General features: G+C 61.5%; 19 protein-coding genes. 7 read left to right on the top strand and 12 right to left on the bottom strand.

All coding sequences use genetic code 11. The features are described from left to right. Nucleotides 1–61 precede the first annotated feature (61 nt). Nucleotides 62–403: a DUF2892 domain-containing protein gene (locus tag FFI16_RS18660; protein ID WP_017137388.1), complete on the top strand. Its 342-nt coding sequence runs from the start codon at nt 62–64 to the stop codon at nt 401–403. A 72-nt stretch (nt 404–475) separates the two neighbouring features. Here the strand turns inward: FFI16_RS18660 and FFI16_RS18665 are convergent, their stop codons facing one another. Together FFI16_RS18665 and FFI16_RS18670 are read right to left on the bottom strand one after the other, a co-directional pair. Next, nucleotides 476–1696 carry a hypothetical protein gene (locus tag FFI16_RS18665; RefSeq protein ID WP_138816254.1) on the bottom strand — a complete coding sequence of 407 codons (1221 nt, stop codon included), beginning with the start codon at nt 1694–1696 and terminating at the stop codon, nt 476–478. Nucleotides 1697–1710: 14 nt separating this feature from the next. Beyond that, nucleotides 1711–2160 (bottom strand): YcgN family cysteine cluster protein, encoded by a 450-nt coding sequence (locus FFI16_RS18670; protein ID WP_138816255.1) that lies wholly within the window; start codon nt 2158–2160, stop codon nt 1711–1713. Between the two features lie 153 nt (nt 2161–2313). On the opposite strand from FFI16_RS18670, the gene FFI16_RS18675 reads away from it, so the two are divergent. After that, nucleotides 2314–2898, top strand: a complete 585-nt coding sequence (locus FFI16_RS18675) for a nitroreductase family protein (RefSeq protein ID WP_138816256.1) — start codon at nt 2314–2316, stop codon at nt 2896–2898. A gap of 152 nt (nt 2899–3050) precedes the next feature. Here the strand turns inward: FFI16_RS18675 and FFI16_RS18680 are convergent, their stop codons facing one another. The 5 genes from FFI16_RS18680 to FFI16_RS18700 all read right to left on the bottom strand — a co-directional run bounded on the left by FFI16_RS18680 (nt 3051) and on the right by FFI16_RS18700 (nt 7744). Continuing rightward, nucleotides 3051–3983: a D-2-hydroxyacid dehydrogenase gene (locus tag FFI16_RS18680; RefSeq protein ID WP_138816257.1), complete on the bottom strand. Its 933-nt coding sequence runs from the start codon at nt 3981–3983 to the stop codon at nt 3051–3053. A 108-nt stretch (nt 3984–4091) separates the two neighbouring features. Beyond that, complete coding sequence (locus FFI16_RS18685) at nt 4092–4385, bottom strand: YcgL domain-containing protein (RefSeq protein ID WP_056857316.1); 294 nt, start codon at nt 4383–4385, stop codon at nt 4092–4094. Beyond that, on the bottom strand, nt 4382–5515 hold the full coding sequence (gene rnd / locus FFI16_RS18690) for a ribonuclease D (protein WP_138816258.1): 1134 nt from the start codon (nt 5513–5515) through the stop codon (nt 4382–4384). The genes FFI16_RS18685 and rnd overlap by 4 nt, the downstream gene beginning before the upstream one ends. A gap of 122 nt (nt 5516–5637) precedes the next feature. Next, nucleotides 5638–6237, bottom strand: a complete 600-nt coding sequence (locus FFI16_RS18695) for a class I SAM-dependent methyltransferase (protein WP_138816259.1) — start codon at nt 6235–6237, stop codon at nt 5638–5640. A 136-nt stretch (nt 6238–6373) separates the two neighbouring features. Continuing rightward, complete coding sequence (locus FFI16_RS18700; protein ID WP_138816260.1) at nt 6374–7744, bottom strand: glutamine synthetase family protein; 1371 nt, start codon at nt 7742–7744, stop codon at nt 6374–6376. A 356-nt stretch (nt 7745–8100) separates the two neighbouring features. On the opposite strand from FFI16_RS18700, the gene FFI16_RS18705 reads away from it, so the two are divergent. Next, on the top strand, nt 8101–8865 hold the full coding sequence (locus tag FFI16_RS18705; RefSeq protein WP_138816261.1) for a transporter substrate-binding domain-containing protein: 765 nt from the start codon (nt 8101–8103) through the stop codon (nt 8863–8865). Between the two features lie 50 nt (nt 8866–8915). Continuing rightward, nucleotides 8916–9752 (top strand): cache domain-containing protein, encoded by an 837-nt coding sequence (locus tag FFI16_RS18710; protein WP_138816262.1) that lies wholly within the window; start codon nt 8916–8918, stop codon nt 9750–9752. Nucleotides 9753–9782: 30 nt separating this feature from the next. Here the strand turns inward: FFI16_RS18710 and FFI16_RS18715 are convergent, their stop codons facing one another. Both FFI16_RS18715 and pobA read right to left on the bottom strand, forming a co-directional pair. After that, the gene (locus FFI16_RS18715) at nt 9783–11300 is read right to left on the bottom strand and encodes an MDR family MFS transporter (protein WP_138816263.1); all 1518 of its coding nucleotides are present in this window, start codon (nt 11298–11300) and stop codon (nt 9783–9785) included. A gap of 67 nt (nt 11301–11367) precedes the next feature. Further along, nucleotides 11368–12552 (bottom strand): 4-hydroxybenzoate 3-monooxygenase, encoded by a 1185-nt coding sequence (gene pobA / locus FFI16_RS18720; protein WP_178112743.1) that lies wholly within the window; start codon nt 12550–12552, stop codon nt 11368–11370. A gap of 190 nt (nt 12553–12742) precedes the next feature. Between pobA and FFI16_RS18725 the strand changes: the two genes are divergently transcribed. Next, a complete protein-coding gene (locus tag FFI16_RS18725; RefSeq protein ID WP_138816265.1) occupies nt 12743–13627 on the top strand; it encodes a helix-turn-helix domain-containing protein in 885 nt (294 codons plus the stop codon). On the opposite strand, the gene FFI16_RS30530 is transcribed toward FFI16_RS18725, so the two are convergent. Then, nucleotides 13620–13796 (bottom strand): hypothetical protein, encoded by a 177-nt coding sequence (locus tag FFI16_RS30530; protein ID WP_167353682.1) that lies wholly within the window; start codon nt 13794–13796, stop codon nt 13620–13622. The genes FFI16_RS18725 and FFI16_RS30530 overlap by 8 nt on opposite strands. Before the next feature lie 97 nt (nt 13797–13893). Then, a complete protein-coding gene (locus FFI16_RS18730; protein WP_138816266.1) occupies nt 13894–14799 on the bottom strand; it encodes a LysR family transcriptional regulator in 906 nt (301 codons plus the stop codon). Nucleotides 14800–14903: 104 nt separating this feature from the next. Between FFI16_RS18730 and FFI16_RS18735 the strand changes: the two genes are divergently transcribed. Together FFI16_RS18735 and FFI16_RS18740 are read left to right on the top strand one after the other, a co-directional pair. Further along, the gene (locus FFI16_RS18735) at nt 14904–15770 is read left to right on the top strand and encodes an MBL fold metallo-hydrolase (protein ID WP_138816267.1); all 867 of its coding nucleotides are present in this window, start codon (nt 14904–14906) and stop codon (nt 15768–15770) included. 33 nt (nt 15771–15803) lie between these two features. Next, complete coding sequence (locus FFI16_RS18740) at nt 15804–16418, top strand: NAD(P)-dependent oxidoreductase (RefSeq protein ID WP_138816268.1); 615 nt, start codon at nt 15804–15806, stop codon at nt 16416–16418. 114 nt (nt 16419–16532) lie between these two features. On the opposite strand, the gene FFI16_RS18745 is transcribed toward FFI16_RS18740, so the two are convergent. Next, nucleotides 16533–17411 carry a LysR substrate-binding domain-containing protein gene (locus FFI16_RS18745; protein WP_138816269.1) on the bottom strand — a complete coding sequence of 293 codons (879 nt, stop codon included), beginning with the start codon at nt 17409–17411 and terminating at the stop codon, nt 16533–16535. Nucleotides 17412–17457 lie beyond the last annotated feature (46 nt).

The raw sequence follows: 17457 nt of genomic DNA on the forward strand, positions 1-17457 counted from the left end.
GGGAACATCCGCCGCCTGCAAACAGTCAGCTACTTACACTTGCCTTTGTTGGAGACACACCATGAGCGACAGCAAAACCCTGCGACCTATCATCGAACACCTGCAACCCGCCCCCAAAAGCGAGCAAAACGTGCACGGGTCGGAACGCATTCTTTCGGTGGCCGGCGGTGTGATGATGGTCGGCAAAGGCCTGCGCCGTGGCGGCATCTTCGGGCTGATCCAGGTGGCGATTGGTGGCGTGGCGCTGGTGCGCGGCGTAACCGGGCACAGCTCGCTCAAGGACAAGCTGGAGCAAGGTCGTCAGGAAATGAACAGCGTGCGTACCAAGATCGAACGCGCGGGCGAAGAGTTGAAGAACTTGAAGACCAAGGCTGAAGTGGCGGCGGAGAAAGCCACTAAATAATCAAGCTGAATGCGGTCAACTGTGGGAGCGGGCTTGCCCGCTCCCACATTTTTGCTGTGTGCAAGGCTGGAATCAGTGCAGTAACTTGGAGTCCAGCACCACCGACGACTCGCCAATCACACTCTCGGCCAACTGCACAAACTCCGCCGTAGTAACGCTGTTCGCCCGCATCACTGCCTGTGCCAGATCATCCAGCGAGCGCTTGTTGTGGGTCTTGACGCGGATCTCGCGGTCCAGCTCCTGCAACACCAGCACCGCCCGCGCCACGGTCGCACCGTTGACCTGATCGCCGCGCAGGCTGGTCACGCCCTTGCCTTCCTTGGCCAACCGCGTCTGGATTGCCGCATAGCGCTCATCGGTAATGCCGCCGGCACGCCGCAGCAGTTCAATGGCGTAATACTCGCCCAACCCTTCGCTGATCCAGTCACTGGTATCGTGGTCGTTGAAACGACCAATGGCTTGCACCACTTCGCGCAGCAACGCGCTGCTGCCGTTTTCGCTGATCAGCGGCGTGCGGCTGTTGAGGTAGATCGAGTCGCGCGATGCGAAAGCGCCACGGCGCAGCGGGTCGCTGGCGCCGACGATCAACAGCTTGGCCGGATGGCGTGGCAGCGCGGCTTCTACTTGCGGCCACACGAATGTCAGCAGCGTCAGCACGTCCATGCGGCGCATGGCCTGGCCCTTGGGCGAGGCCACGGTGACTTCGGTTTCACCCAGCCGCACCCGACGACTGCCCAGGTTACCCGCGAGCATCCAGCCGGTGGGCCGGTCGAACAGGCGGGACACATTGTCGATACGGAACTTGTGCTTGCCGACACGCGGCCAGGCGGTTTCAACGCTTTTCCAGCCGGCCGGCAACTCGAACATCAGCCGCGACACCAACTCGATACCGTCCTGCTGATCGAGCCGCGCAGCCGGCACCAGGTCTTCGCCGCGAAACAGCGCCCAACTCGGCGTCATCCGCGCCTCATACACGCCCGCCTTACGCGCATGGGTGAGGCGCACGCGGTAAGTCAGGCTGGCCTTGTCGGCGCTGGGTTGCCACAGGCCACGGCTGCCGGTGACCTGCCATTGGCCGTCGGCCTTGAAGTCGCTGTAGTCGCCGTCACGGCCCAAATCGAAGTTCAGGCTGCGCACGGCCGAGCCCTGGGACAGGCTCACGCGCACCTCAGCCTGATCACTCTGGGGCAGCAGCTTGACGTGATAATCGAGGTCGACTTTCTTCGCGCACCACGCAGGCAGGCTCAATGCCAGCAGCACCAAGGATGCCGCCAGCCGGGTTGCCACCCTCATACACACTCCTTTTTTCAGCCCGCGCGGAAGATCAGGTAATCCTCCCAGTCATCTTCGGGCACGCTGCCTTCGGCGAGCATGCGGCCGGACTGGGAAATGCGTTCATGGTGCACGGCATCGCGGTCCCCACACACCAAGTGGTGCCACAGCGGCAGGTCCTTGCGTTCGCTGACCAGGCGGTAGCCGCAGGTCGGCGGCAGCCATTTGAACTGGTCGGCCTGGCCCGGCGTGAGCTGGATGCAATCGGGCACCGAGGCGCGGCGGTTGGCGTAGTCGCTGCACTGGCAGGTTTTGAGGTCCAGCAGTTTGCAGGCGATGCGCGTGTAATAGACGCTGTTGTCCTCTTCATCCTCAAGCTTTTGCAGGCAGCACAGGCCACAGCCGTCGCACAACGACTCCCACTCCTCCTGGTCGAGGTGTTCAAGGGTTTTGCGTATCCAGAAAGGTTCGACTTTGGCGGCCATGGCTCTACATCAGTATCGATAGGTGAAAAGGCCGCCAGTCTAGTGCCCAAGGCTCCCGGAACCAAGCGCTTACGACTGGCGGTGTAACAACACTTGTCAGTCTAGTGGGCGCGCAGTAGCTTTGAGGGCCGAATTGACGATCAGGAACTGCCCATGACACGCGTTGCCGATTACCCGATCCACACCCAATTCACCGAGCGCTGGTCGCCGCGTGCCTTTACCGGCGAAAGCATCCCGCAAGAGACCCTGCTGAGTTTCTTCGAGGCCGCACGCTGGGCGCCGTCGGCCTATAACTCGCAGCCATGGCGCTTTCTCTACGCGCGCCGCGACACGCCAAACTGGGAGCGTTTCCTGGGTCTGCTCAATGAATTCAACCGTAATTGGGCGCAACACGCGTCGGCCCTGGTAATCATCGCCTCGAAGACCGACTTCACCGCCCCGGGCGCCAGCGAAGAAACCCCGGCCTTGTGGCACACCTTCGACACCGGCTCAGCCTGGGGCCACCTGGCGCTGCAAGCCAGCCTCAGCGGCTGGCACACCCACGGCATGGCCGGTTTCGATCAGGAGCTGACCCGCAAGGAGCTGAAGATTCCAGAAGGTTACGCGCTGCATGCAGCCGTAGCGGTGGGCAAGCTGGGCGACAAGTCGAGCTTGCCGGAGTACTTGCAAGGTCGTGAAGCGCCGAGCCCGCGCAAGCCGCTGAGCGAGCTGGTGTCGGAAGGTGACTTCAGCCTGTAAGCCTTGCGTAGAACCCAAATGTGTGAGGCCTTGTGTGGGAGCTGGCTTGCCTGCGATGCAGGCACCTCGGTGAATCAGGTAGACCGAGGTGATGCTATCGCAGGCAAGCCAGCTCCCACATAAGCCAGCTACAACATTTGCCATGTGTTGTGTCAGTAACCGCGTTCGAAGCTGACTTCCCCGCGCAGCGCATCCTTGGCCTGATAAGCCCGCAGATTCTGCACAAACAACTCCACCATCATCCCCGGCGACGTCGGCGCGGAGCTGTGCCCGGTCAGCAGCAAGCCCCAGGCGGTCCAGAACGGATGGCGCTGCGGCAGTGGCTCCTGACGGCATACGTCGATCACCGCGCCGGCCAGGTGGCCTTCTTTTAATGCTTCGACCAAATCGGCATCGACCACCGCCACGCCGCGTCCGACGTTGATAAACAACCCGGTCGGCTTGAATTGCTTGAACAGCGCCGCGTCGTACAAATCATGGGTTTCGGGGGTGTTGGGCAGCAGGTTAATCACATAGTCCACCTCGCCCACCAGCCGGCTCAGTTGCTCCAGCCCGGCCACTTCGATAAACGGTGCCTGCTCCCGCGCACTGCTGGCAATCCCGTAGAGCTTGACGCCAAACGGCACCAGGAAGTCGGCAACGCTCTGGCCGATGTCGCCGGTACCAACCACCAGCACCTTGCGCCCGGCCAGGCTCTGGCCCATGCGGTTGTCCCATTTGCGCTCGACCTGGCTGACCAGCCGCGCCAGCACTTCGCGCTCGTGCCCGAGCATATAGGTGAGCACGAACTCGGCCATGACCTGGCCAAAAATGCCAACCGCACGGGTCAGGCGATAGTCGCGCGGCAAGCCATCGGCCAGCAGCGGCGTAATACCCGCCCAGGTCGATTGCAGCCATTGCGGCTTATGCCCCTGGCGCAGCAACGTGGCGAGCAGGTCCGGCTGGCCCAGCCATACCGGGCAATCGGCGGCCAGGCGCGACAGTTCGGCCGAGTCGCCGCTGGTCAACACCTCAACGTCCGGGGCCGCTTCGCTCAGCAATTGGGCGTAGAGCGGGTGATCCTGTTCAGCAATCAGAACACGCATGGTTCAAACCTTTCAAAAACACTGCAGACGGCCGCCCGCTTCCTTACGGCCACCGCCCATCGAATACGAGTCCATAAAAGAACGTGCCCCGAACGGGGCACTGACCGGTTACATCGGGTCGTTGCGGCGCAGCAGCTCTTCGGGCAAGTGCTCGATGTACTCGTCCTCGGCCGGCGGCATTTGCAGGTGGTAGCCCTGCTTGTCGAGGTTTTCCAGGACCACGGTAATGTCCTCGCGCGACAGCTTGCGCTCGGGCGTCAGTATCATCTCGAACGCGAGATGGGCCTTGCCAAAGGCGGCCATCAACGGCTCAGGTACGCGCTCCAGCGCATCGCTTTTGAGCACGTAGAGGTACATCCCGTCTTTTTTCAAACTGCGATAGATGGAGCAAATACGTTTCAAGGCTGTTCTCCGGCAGTGGCCAGGCTGTCGAGCAGCGCCTGGCCCATCAACTCGCGGCGCCAGCCACGCAGCGAGTCTGGCAATGTATAAGGCCCATCGGGGTAGCCACTTTTAACCAGGGCTTCGAGGGTTTTCTTGCGCAGCATCAGTTCCGGTGCCATTTCCAGGCGTTCGGCTTCGGCCTGGCCCAGGGCGCGCAGTTGCTTGATCAGCGCAGCAGCGTCCACCGGCAGCGGCTCAGCCACAGCGGGCGGCCACTGGTCCATCGACACACTGCCGGCGCGTTTGATCAGGTCCAGCAGGAACTGGCCATCCTGACGCACGGTACGCGGGTGCATGTCTTCGATCTTGCCCAACGCGGCGAGGTTATCCGGCTGGGATTTGGCCAGGGGCCACAACGAGTGCTCACGAATGATGCGGTTGCGCGGCAGGTCTCGGGCGCGGGCCTGCTGCTCGCGCCAGGCGCAGAGTTCGCGCAATACGGCGAGCTGGGCACGCGAGAGTTTCCACGCCAGCTTGGCGTCGCGGTACACCTCATACGGGTCGACTTCGCGGCGCAGGTTAGCCACCAGTTCGGCGCCGTCATCCAGTACCCAGGCGTATTTGTCATCCGATAGCTGCGGGCGCAAGCGCACATAAACTTCGGCCAGGTGCACCGCATCTTCGGCGGCGTAGCTCACTTGCGTCTCGGACAATGGCCGCTGCAGCCAGTCCGAGCGGGTCTCACCCTTGGGCAGCTCAATGTCGAGCACTGCTTGCACCAGCCGCGAGTAGCCCATGGAGAAACCGAGGTTCAGGTACGCCGCCGCCAATTGCGTGTCGACCAACGGCACCGGCAGGCTGCCGGTCAGGCGCAGCAGCACTTCCAGGTCTTCGCTGCAGGCGTGCACCACCTTGATCACCGCCGGGTTCTCCAGCAAGGCGGCCAAGGGTTGCCAGTTATCGATGGTCAGGGGGTCGATCAGGTAAGCGCGAACGCCATCACCGATCTGGATCAGCCCGGCAATGGGATAAAAAGTGTCGACCCGCATGAATTCGGTGTCGAGGGCGACGAATGGCAACTGCTGCCATTCGGCGCAATGCTGGCCGAGGCTATCGTTGTCGCAGATCCAGTGAATATCGATGGCCACACGGCTCTCCCTTGAAGAATGGCGCGCAGTATATATCGCGAAAGGGACTTGCGAGCATCCGCAGTGCACACACCATCATGAAAACTCTTACAAGAGATGGAGAATAGTCCGGCAGGCGGGAGTTAGCCTCTCTTACGCAAAACGTAGACACGCCACAGCTTGGAGCCCGGCAGGAACTCCTGTTGATGGAGGACTTTGAAACCGGCCTGGCGGAATTCGTCCTCCACCAGTGTGCGTGAGTTCACCGAGACGATCACTGTGTCGCGGCTGACGCGATGGAATTCGCGCAACAGCGCCATGCGCACGTCGCTGCCGGGCACATGACGAAACAACTCCAGGCAGAAAATGCAGTCCACCGCGTTGGCCGACAGGCCGATGGAAAACGCCGAACCCTGGAATGTTTTGACCCGCTTGAGCAACGCCGCCGGGTGGTGGGTGCGCGCATGGTCGAGCATGTCCTGGGAATTGTCCGAGGCCAGGATCACCCGGTTGACGTGTTCGGCCAACACGGGCCAGAACCGGCCAGAGCCACACGCCAGGTCGAGGATCAACCCGGGCTCGCCGGCCACTTTCAACGCCTGGCGCACCAACCGTTCATCGCGCCAGGCCGACAGACGCTTGAGCAGCGCGGGCGGACGCGTGTTGCCGCAGACCTGGGCATGCTCGCGGTCACAGCGTTCGGCGAATTCGATCTCGATAGAGGATGGAGGTTGTGGCGACATCGCGGGCTCATGTGGGTGGAACGGTAGTGAACGACCTTGAACCGCAGCTTAACCACTGCAACGTGAAAAAAAGGTTGAAACCGTAACTCCCACAGAAAAGCAGCTCTTCGGTGTATCCAAATCTGCTGCCAGCAGATCACGCCTGATGCAGATACCAACGCCAATCCTGCTCCCCCACCTCCCCCATGAACTGGCGATACTCCGCACGTTTCACCGCCAAATAAACACCGAGAAACTCACTGCCAAACGTCTCCCGCGCCCAGCTGGAACCCTCCAGCGCACGCAAGGTGGTCAGCCAGTCAGTGGGCAGCAATGCATTGGCTTGGGCGTACCCGTTGCCCTCCACCGGCGCCCCTGGGTCACGCTGTTCGCGAATACCTCGGTGAATACCCGCCAGGATGGCAGCGGCAGCCAGGTAAGGGTTGGCGTCGGCCCCGCAAATCCGGTGTTCGATATGCCGCGAATGAGCCGGCCCACCCGGCACGCGCAGGCTGACGGTGCGGTTGTCCACGCCCCAGGTAGCCGCCAGCGGCGCATAACTGTTGGTCTGGAAGCGCCGGTAGGAGTTGGCATTCGGGCAAAACATCAGCAGCGAATCGTGCAAGGTGCTGAGCATGCCGCCCACCGCCTGGCGCAGCAGCGGCGTGCCATCGGCCGCCTCACTGGCGAACAGGTTATTGCCCTGAGCATCCGCCAGGCTCACATGCATGTGCATGCCGGTGCCCGCCAGGTCATCGAACGGCTTGGCCATAAAGCAGGCCGTCATCCCATGCTTATGCGCCACGCCCTTGACCAGGCGCTTGTAGCGCACCGCTTCGTCCATGGCCTGCAGAGCATCGGCGCGATGTTCCAGGGTAATTTCCACCTGGCCCGGCGCGTACTCGGAAATCGCCGTGCGCGCCGGAATGCCTTGCAGCTTGCAAGCGCTGTAGAGGTCGGCCAGGAACGGCTCGATCTGCTCCAGCTCACGCAAGCCGTATACCTGGGTCGAGCGTGGACGATTACCGTCAACATCCCGCGCCGGTTGCGGGCGGCCGTTGCTGTCGGGTTTCTGGTCGAGCAGGTAAAACTCCAACTCCGCCGCCATCACCGGGTAAAACCCGTCTGCCTTGAGCCCGTCGATCACCTTGGCCAGCACATGCCGAGGGTCCGCCACGGTGGCCGGCAAGCCTTCGGTGGGGTGCATGCTGACTTGCACAGCGGCTGTCGGGATCAGGCGCCACGGCATGCGCTGCAAGCTGCCGCTGACCGGGTAGGCACGGCAGTCGATATCGCCGACTTCCCACACCAGCCCGGAGTTTTCCACGTCATCGCCGTTAATCGTCAGGCCCAGGATGGTGCTGGGCAACGGGCGGCCACTTTCATACACCGCCAGCAGCTCATCGCGGTGCAGCAACTTGCCGCGGGGTACGCCGTTGTTGTCGAGGATAAACAGCTCGAACATTTCGATGTCCGGGTGTTGCTCAAGAAAAGACTGGGCTTCTTGCAGGCTGGCAAAAACACTCATGGGAACTCTCATACGTTTGCGTCAGGCAGGCGCACGGGCGCCGCCGGGCAGATGCGCACAGGTGCGCGTCATCCATGGGGCAGATCAACGTAGGAGAAAGGTATCTGGTGGGCGCGCGTGTCGGCAGTGGAACAAGGCCCAGAAGGCGAGCGCGGACGGCAGTGTCGCGAGGTGAGTGTCGGGAGAGCCGTCCATGCGGGATTCACAGTGAGGTAGATGCCCGGCAGCGTCACACGCGCGCAAAGGTTGTTCAATTCAGGGTTGACGGAGTTTGGTTGCAGCCTGGCTAAACAATTGCCATCCCTGCGTTTAGCTGGAAATAATGGCGACCCGAGCATGCCCAAGGATTCGACCGCATGAAAACGCCCCTGGCCTTCTGTTTACTGGCAAGCGTGACCAGCCACGCCCTGGCCGACTCACGCCTGGACGAGGTGCTGCAAAACGGCACCCTCAGCGTCTGCACCACCGGCGACTACAAGCCCTACACCGCGTTGCGTGCCGATGGGCGCTATGAAGGCATTGATATCGCCATGGCCGAGTCCCTGGCCAAGAGCCTCAATGCCAACATCAAATGGGTGCCCACCACCTGGAAAACCCTGATGCCGGACTTTCTCGCCCAGCGCTGCGACATCGCGGTGGGCGGCATTTCGGTGTCGTTGGAGCGCCAGAAAAAAGCCTTCTTCAGCCAGCCTCTCGGCGTTGACGGCAAGATCCCGCTGGTGCGCTGCGCCGATGTGCAGCGTTACCAGAGCGTCGAGCAGATCAACCAGCCGCAGGTGCGCGTGATCGAGCCGGCAGGCGGCACCAATGAGGTGTTTGCCCGCGCCCACCTGGCCAAAGCGCAGATCCGCCTGCATGACAACGTGACGATTTTCGACGAACTGCTGGCGGGCAAGGCCGACGTGATGATCACCGACGCCAGCGAAGCGCGCTTCCAGCAAAAACAGAAGCCTGGGCTGTGTGCGGTCAACCCTGAGCGGCAGATGCAATACAGCGAAAAAGCCTTTTTGCTGCCTCGCGACGACGTGGCATGGAAAAGCTATGTCGACCAGTGGCTGCACCTGAGCATGGCCACCGGGGTGTATGACGGCATCGTCAATCAATGGCTGGCGGCGCCCTGAGCAGGAGCCGTCTACGCTGTGCTCACATCAACAATAAAGAGGGATCGGTAATGAAGGGATTGCTCCGACTCACCTGCCTGCTGCTGCTGGGTTTCAGCCAGGTGCACGCGGCCACTCAGGATGAGGACGCCCAGGCCGCCAAGGCGTTGCTGGAAAAGGCCGTCACCTACTTTCAAAGCAACGGCGACAAGGCGTTCGCCGCGTTCAGCCGCCAGGGTGAGTTTATCGACCATGACCGCTACGTGTTCGTGGTTGATACCAAGGGTGTGCTGCTGGCCAGCGGCGGGCCCTCCTCTGCATTGATCGGCCGCGATGTGTCCGAAGTGCTCGGGCCAGACCTGCAAGCGTCGTTCAAAAAGGCACTGACCGTGCCCGAAGGCCAAGGCATCCAACAAGCCGACTACCGCTGGCAGAACTGGAACGACGGCAAGGTTGAGCACAAGCGTGTGTTTTACCAGCGCGTGGGTGAGCGCATTCTCGCGGTGGGTTACTACTTGCCACGGGCCACGCCGGAGCAGGCCCGGGCGCTGCGCAACAAGGCAGTGAATGCTCTGCTCAAGGATGAAGCCGGCACGCTCAAGGCGATCAATTCACTGCAGGGCGGGTTTCTGCAGGATGATTTGTATGTGTTTGTGGTTGACCTGGATACCGGGCGCTATGTGGCGCACGGCACCAACCTGCGCCTGATCAATACCGACTTTCGCAAGATCAAAGACCCGGATGGCAAGCCGGTGGGTGAGCCGATCCTGAAGCTGATGGCCGAGCAGGATCAGGGGGAATACAAGTACCGCTGGAAGAACCCGGTGACCGAGAAGGTTGAAAACAAGCATGCGTACGTGCGCAAGGCCGGGCATTTGATGGTGGCGGTTGGGTACTACAGCCCCTGATCTAAGTTGGAATGCCATCCATTGTGTCAGTTAACGTGCTTTGTCTTCACGGCCACGCAGCACACGATTGGGCATCGCAATCGCCGCCGCCAACCCCAGCAACGACACCGCCGCGCTCACCATCAACAAATGCCGGAACGTCACCGCCAGTTCCCCGCGCAAGGCATCCTGCGCAGGGCCCGGCGCGGCGTTCAGGCCGTCGAGCAACACGTTGCCGGAACTGCCTTCAGCCCCCAGCGCACCGCTGGCCAAATGCGCAAAGCTTGAATCCTGCAACAACGCCAGCAACAGCGCCGACATGCACGCCACCCCGACCGCCCCGCCCAGCGAGCGGAACAGGTTAGTGGTGCTGGTGGCCACGCCAATGTCGCGCTGCTCCACCGAGTTCTGCGTCCCCACCAGGGACGTCGGAAACTGCATCCCCGCCGCAATCCCGCACAGCAGCATAAACACCGCTGTAAGCGCCACGGCTTGCGGCGCGCTGTAGGCCATGCCGAGAATCGCCAGCGGGCTCAACAACGCGCCGGTCAGAATCATCGGTTTATAGCGCCCGGTCACCGAGGTCATGCGCCCGGCGAAATAAGCGCCCATCGGCAAGCCCATGGCCAACGGCAGCAAGTGCAAGGCGGCGCTGTCGGCACCCGAGCCGGTCACCGTCTGATAACGCAACGGCATCAACACCGTCAGGGAAATCGCCTGGAAGCTGGTGAAGAAAATCGTGCACCAGCACAGCACCGCGCTGCGGTTGGCAAACAGGTGCATCGGCAACAACGGCTCACGCGCCCGGCGTTCGTGCCACACGAACACCGTCAAGGCCACCAGCGCGCAGGCCAACAGCCCCAGTACTTGCTCGTCACGCCAATGATGGCCCTGGCCGATTTCAGTGATGCCCAGCAGCAAGGCAGTCAGGCCGATGATCATCAGCACGGTGCCGAGGTAATCGATAATCGGCTTGCGCTGCGGCACCGGCAGGCCCACCAGTGTGCGGTGCGCCACGTACCAGGCGCCGGCGCCCAGCGGCAGGTTGATCAAAAACCCCCAGCGCCACGACAGGTATTCGGTCATGTACCCGCCCAGCACCGGCCCGGCCACACTGGCCACCGCGTACATGCTGCTGAAATAACCCTGGTAACGCCCACGCTCGCGGGGCGGGATGATGTCGCCGATGATCGCCTGGCTCACCGAGATCATCCCGCCGGCACCGATGCCCTGGAGAATCCGCGCCAGCACCAACTGCTCCATGCTTTGCGCCATGCCGCAGAACAGCGAGGCCAGGGTGAACACACCCATGCCGATCAACATCATCGGCCGACGCCCGTACAAGTCGCCAAGCTTGCCGTAGATCGGCACGGCCACGGTCATCGCCACCATGTAGCCGGAGATGACCCAGGCCAGCAGGTTTACATCGTGAAACTGCGCAGAAATCGCTGGCATCGACACGGCGACAATGGTCTGGTCCAGGGCACCCAGGAAGATCGCCAGCATCAAGGCGGCGAGCACACTGCGAACGGCAGGAACGGGTGGAGCGGGTTGGTTGACGCTGGTCACGGCAGAACCTTCGAGCAAGGCCCGCAGGCAAGGAAGAGCCTGCGGGAATGCTGGATACGATAGCAGGCTACTCGATAGCTTCGTAAGGAAGCCCGACGTAATTTTCTGCGATGGTCTGGCGCCCCGCCTGCGAATGGATGAAATACTCCAGCTCGCTCTGCGCAATGCGCTGGCTGAAGCCGTCGGCCTCAGGGAACTGGTGCAACATCGAGGTCATCCACCAGGAAAACCGCTCGGCCTTCCACACCCGGCGCAGGCAGATGGCCGAGTATTTTTCCAGCAGGTCCACGCGGCCCTCGCGGTACACCTTGAGCATGATCCGAAACAAGGTGCTCACATCACTGGCCGCCAGGTTCAAGCCTTTGGCGCCGGTGGGCGGCACGATATGCGCGGCGTCACCGAGCAGGAACAGGCGCCCGTACTGCATGGGTTCGACCACAAAGCTGCGCAGCGGCGCGATGCTTTTTTCGATTGAAGGCCCGGTGACCAACTGTTCAGCCAATTGGCTGGGCAGGCGGGTTTTCAGCTCGGCCCAGAAACGCTCATCCGACCAATCATCCAGAGGCTCATCGACCGGAACCTGCAAGTAATAGCGGCTGCGGGTCGGCGAGCGCATGCTGCACAACGCAAAGCCACGCGAATGTTTGGCATACACCAGTTCGTCATGCACCGGCGGCGTATCGGCGAGGATGCCCAACCAGCCGAACGGATAGACGCGCTCGAACACCTGCAACGACTGCGCCGGAATCGACTGGCGCGCCACGCCGTGGAAACCGTCGCACCCGGCGATGTAATCGCAGTCCAGGCGAAAGCGTTCGCCCTGGTGTTCGAAGGTGAGCCAGGGCCGATCAGTTTTAAGGTCATGGGGCTGCACGTCGCGCGCTTCGTACAGGGTCACAGCGCCGGCAGCCTCGCGGGCGGCCATCAGGTCGCGGGTGACTTCGGTCTGGCCGTAGATCATCACCGACTGGCCGCCGGTCAAGCCTTTGAGGTCGATATGGGTCAGTTGGCCATCGAGTGCCAACTCAAAGCCATCGTGTACCAGGCCTTCGGCATCCATGCGTCGGCTCACGCCCGCCTCGCGCAGCAGGTCGACCATGCCTTGCTCCAGCACCCCGGCGCGGATGCGGCCTTGCACGTAGTCGGCGCTCTGGCGCTCTAGAATCAGGGTCTGGATACCGGCATTGTGCAGCAGTTGACCGAGCAGCAATCCGGAGGGACCGGCGCCAATAATGGCGACTTGGGTTTTCAGCGTTTTCATTATTTTTATGGCCCGCAAGCTCCACCCGAACGGATCAGGTGAAAGAGTTGTCATTCATCTTGTTGCTGATCATTTTTCACTTGAGTGGCCGCCATAAGAAGGTGAAAACTGCGACAAAGCCTGCGCTTTTTGCCAATTGGGGCGATTACCGCACCACTATCCTGAGTATCGGATTGAAACCATGACCAAAACTGCCAGTACCGCGATTCCGGTCTTCAAGCTTTACGGAGAAAGCCAGCAATGGCCGACCCCGGATTTGTTGCACTGTGAAACCATTTCCCGACGGAGCCGGGAATACCAGTGGGAAATCCAACCCCACCGGCACGCGGATCTGTGCCAATTGCTGTACGTACACAGGGGCCAGGCACAACTGGAAATCGAAGGCCAGCGCACCACGCTCAGCGAAGCCACCTTGCAGGTGCTGCCGCCGTTGTGTGTACACGGGTTTCGGTTTTCTGAAGATGTGGAAGGTTTTATCGTGACGCTGGCCGCACCGCTGGTCAGCCATTTGCAGACACAGCTGGGCGCGACGGTGGACGGTTTGCACGCCCTGGGCAATTACCCGGCCGGCAAGGACAGCAACTACCTCAACAGCCTGTTCGCCCGCCTGCAGGATGAGTACGCCGATGAACAACCGGCCCGCGACATGATGATGCACGCCTTGGTCAGCGTGCTGCTGGTGTGGATCAGCCGCCAGGCGATCCAGCGCCGCCATCCGCGCGCGCCGCGTGGGCGTGAATATTTTCGGCGCTTTACGCAGTTGGTCGAGCAGCATTACCGCGAACACCCGAAGATTGAAGACCTGGCCCACAAGCTGGGTATCTCGGTCTCACACCTGAACGGCACGTGTCGGGAGTTGGGTGGGCAGCCTGCCTTGCAGATCATGCATGACCGCCAGTTGCTGGAAGCCAAGCGCTTGCTGACCTATACCAGCATGACCATCAATGAGATGTCGGAGGTGTTGGGGTTTTCCGACCCGACCAACTTCTCCCGGCTGTTCCGCCGCCGGGTGGGGTTTTCGCCCAAGGCGTTTCGCGAGCAACTGAAGGCTGAGCAGCCTACCTGAGCGCGCTGAAACTGCCGGTACGCGGCACACACAGATCCTGGTGGCAGCTGATCGCGAAGGTCGGCTGCATGCGGGTCTGTTCAACCCGGTAGGCGGCCGTGCCGTACAGCGCGGTGGCCAACGCGGACAGGATGAAAATCATCAGGTACTTTCTAATTTTTAGGGTCATGGCACACCTCTGAATAGATCGACTCGGTGCTTTTTAAAGCATAGGTCAGTCAGGGCGAGTTGCCATTATTGGGCGTCATTCAACACGTTTATGTCGATTAGAGGCCAATGTCCCATACCGGCTCTTCCGGAAAGCTGTTCACCAGAAAATCCACAAAGCTGCGCAGCACCAACGGCATGTGTTTACGCGAGGCATACACCGCATACACATTCATCTGTTGCGGCTCGGCTTCGGGCAACAGACGGATCAATTCGCCGCGACGGATATAGTCCCCCGCCTGGTTGCTGGGCAGCCGCGCCACACCGGCGCCCGCCAGGGTCACCCGCAACAGGGCCATGGCCTCATTGGCGGTGATATTGCCCTGCACCGCCACCGACGTTGGCTCGCCGTTCTCGGTGAAATGCCAAAGGCTTTTACCGAAATAAGAGTGCGTGAGGCAATTGTGCGCTGCCAGGTCGCTGACTTGCCGGGGCAGCGGATGTTCCAGCAGGTACGCGGGCGAAGCGCAGATCACCGAGCGGCACAGGGTGAGCTTGCGGGCGATCAAGTTGGGGTCCAGCTCAAGGCTGGTGCGGATAGCCAGGTCGATACGCTCATCCACCAGGTTCACCGTGCGGTCGAGCATCTGCATATCGATACTGACTAATGGGTAAAGCTTGACGTAGGCAGCCACGGCATCCGCCAACTGCGCCTGGCCGAAAGAGCTGCTGACACTCAGGCGCAACTGGCCGCGCGGCGCTTCATCCGGCTCACTGACGGCCGCCTGCATGTCACTGCACAGCTCGAGCATTTGCCGGCAGCGCGGCAGGGTTTCACTGCCAGCGGCGGTGAGACTGAGCTTGCGCGTGGTGCGATGCATCAAGCGCGCACCGACCCAATCCTCAAGTTCAGCCAGATAGCGCGAGACCACCGGCCGCGACAGGTCCAACTGATCCGCAGCGGCGGACTGGCTGCCCAGGTCAACTACCGCGACAAACACCCGCATTGCTTGAAGACGATCCATGATTTGCACGCTTTTAGAAACAAACTATGTCCAAGCATCGCATTTTTTGTTGTGTTTGGTGCAACTAAGCTCTGTGCATCACTTACCTGCTGCTGGAGCTGCATATGATCTCGGTACTTAAACGATTGGCCCTGGCTTCGGCCGCCCTGGCATTCGCCGCCCATGCTGCGGCTGCCGACCTGAAGCTGGACGCCTACAACCCAGGCACATCGGCCATGATGCCGGTCAGCTCGGTGCTGGTCAGCGGTGAAAAAGACCTCATCCTGGTCAACGCCCAGTTCGGCAAGACCCAGGCCGAGCAACTGGTGCAGAAAATCCGCAGCAGCGGCAAACACCTCACCACCATCTACGTCAGCGACGGCGACCCGGACTTCTACTTCGGCCTCGACACCCTGACCGCCGCGTTCCCCGACGCCAAAGTGCTGGCCACCCAGCCGGTGGTGGACCATATCAAGGCCACCGTTGAGCAAAAAATCGCGTTCTGGAGCCCGAAACTCGGCGCCGACAAGCCGAGCAAAGCCATCATCCCGCAGGTATTGCAGGGCCATACCCTGACGCTGGAAGGCAAAAGCCTGGAAGTGATCGGCCTGGACGGTCCGCAGCCGGAGCGCACCTTTGTGTGGATCCCCTCGATCAAGGCGGTCGTCGGTGGTGTCGTGGTATTTGAAAACACCCACGTGTGGATGGCCGACACGCAAACCGCCAAATCCCACACCGACTGGCTGGCCACCTTGCAACGTATCCAGGACCTGAAACCGGCCACCGTGATCCCGGGCCACTACCTGGGCACACCGACCGTGCAGTCCGTGGCCTTTACCGCCGACTACATCAAGGCCTTCGATATCGAGACCGCCAAGGCCAAGGACTCGGCTGCACTGATCGCAGCGATGAAAAAGCGTTACCCGAACCTTGAAGACGAAAGCAGCCTGGAACTGGGTGCCAAAGTCGCCAAGGGCGAAATGAAGTGGTGATTGGTTTTAAACCCTAACGTACTGGAGAACGTCATGAGCAAGATTGCAATCATTGGTGCCACCGGCCGTGCCGGTAGCCAACTGCTGGAAGAAGCGCTGCGTCGTGGGCATACCGTTACTGCCATTGCGCGTAATACCGAGAAGCTGGCGGCACGCCCGGGCCTTACCGTTAAAAAGGTCGACGCCCTTGATGCGGCGGCCTTGCAGCAAGCGGTAAGCGGCAACGACGTGGTGATCAGTGCGGCGCACTTCGCCACCCTGCCCGCCAGCGCCGTGATCGGCCCGGTGAAAAAAGCCGGCGTGAAACGCCTGCTGGTGGTGGGCGGTGCGGGTTCGTTGTTGTTGCCAGGTGGCAGTCGCGTGATCGACAGCGAGGGTTTCCCGGCCGAATACAAAGCCGAAGCCAGCGCCGGTGCTGAGTTTCTCGACGTGCTGCGTCAGGAAAAAGAACTGGATTGGACCTTCCTGTCGCCGTCGGCAGAATTTGTTGAAACCGAGCGCACCGGCAAATTCCGCCTGGGCCAGGACGATCTGCTGGTGAGCGCCGAGGGCCGTAGCTGGATCAGTTTTGCTGACTACGCCATTGCGCTGATCGACGAAGTGGAAACACCGAAGCACTCGCGTCAACGCTTCACCGTCGGTTACTGACCCGGCGCGATCAAAACTGTGGGAGCGGGCTTGCTCGCGAATGCGGTGGTTCAGTTAGAACATCTCTGCCTGATACACCGCATTCGCGAGCAAGCCCGCTCCCACATTTGATCTTCAGTGTGTGGGCTGGTGTGCCTCGCTCACCAGCCACGCCATTAACGCTTGCAGCCCAGCCGAAGGCTCAGTCCCCGGCGGGTACACCAGGTAATAGCCCATCCCCGTCGGCACCCGCAATTCAAACGGCGTGGCCAGCCGCCCGGCTTTCACATCCTCGCCAATCAGCGCACTGTCGCCTATCGCCACGCCCGAGCCTTGGGACGCTACCGTCATGGCCAGGTCCAGCGTCTCGAAGTGATGCCCCTGGGCCAGGTTGCTCAACCGCGTATTCGCCGCCTTTAACCACAATGCCCAATCCCGCTCGTCCCGCGTGGGGTGCAGCAGCACCTGTTGCTGCAGGTCTGCCGGCGTGTGCAGACCGCCGAGCAACGCCGGTGCACAGACGGGCGTGAGCTGCTCATCAAACAGGTGCCGTGCCTCGGCCGACTGCTCGGCGATGGGCGCATAGATCACCGCTGCGTCAAATTGCTCTCGGCGAAAGTCCACGGTATAGGCCACGGTGGTGGTCAACTCCACCGGCACCTCCGGGCGCTCCTTTTGCCATTGCATCAGGCGCGGCAGCAGCCAGCGCATCACACAGGTGGAAGCCTTGAGTTGCAGGGTGGCGCGGCGGCTGCCGATCTGCTCCACCGCGTCACCGATCAGGCCAAATACTTGCTGGGCACGCAACGACCATTCACGGCCCTCTTCGGTCAGGCTCAAGCCCCGTGCCTGGCGCTGAAACAGGGCGTAACCCAGATGGCTTTCCAGCCCGGCAATCTGACGGCTCACTGCGCCTTGGGTAATGTGCAGTTGCTCGGCGGCACGGGTGAAGTTGCAACACTGGGCGGTGACCCAAAACGTGTGCAGCGCAGGCAGTGGTGGAAGGCGTTTCATCGGGGTAAGCCATGACGTGGGGACATGGCTAGTATGACTTTTTATC

The organism is Pseudomonas sp. KBS0710, assembly GCF_005938045.2.
Lineage (GTDB): Bacteria > Pseudomonadota > Gammaproteobacteria > Pseudomonadales > Pseudomonadaceae > Aquipseudomonas.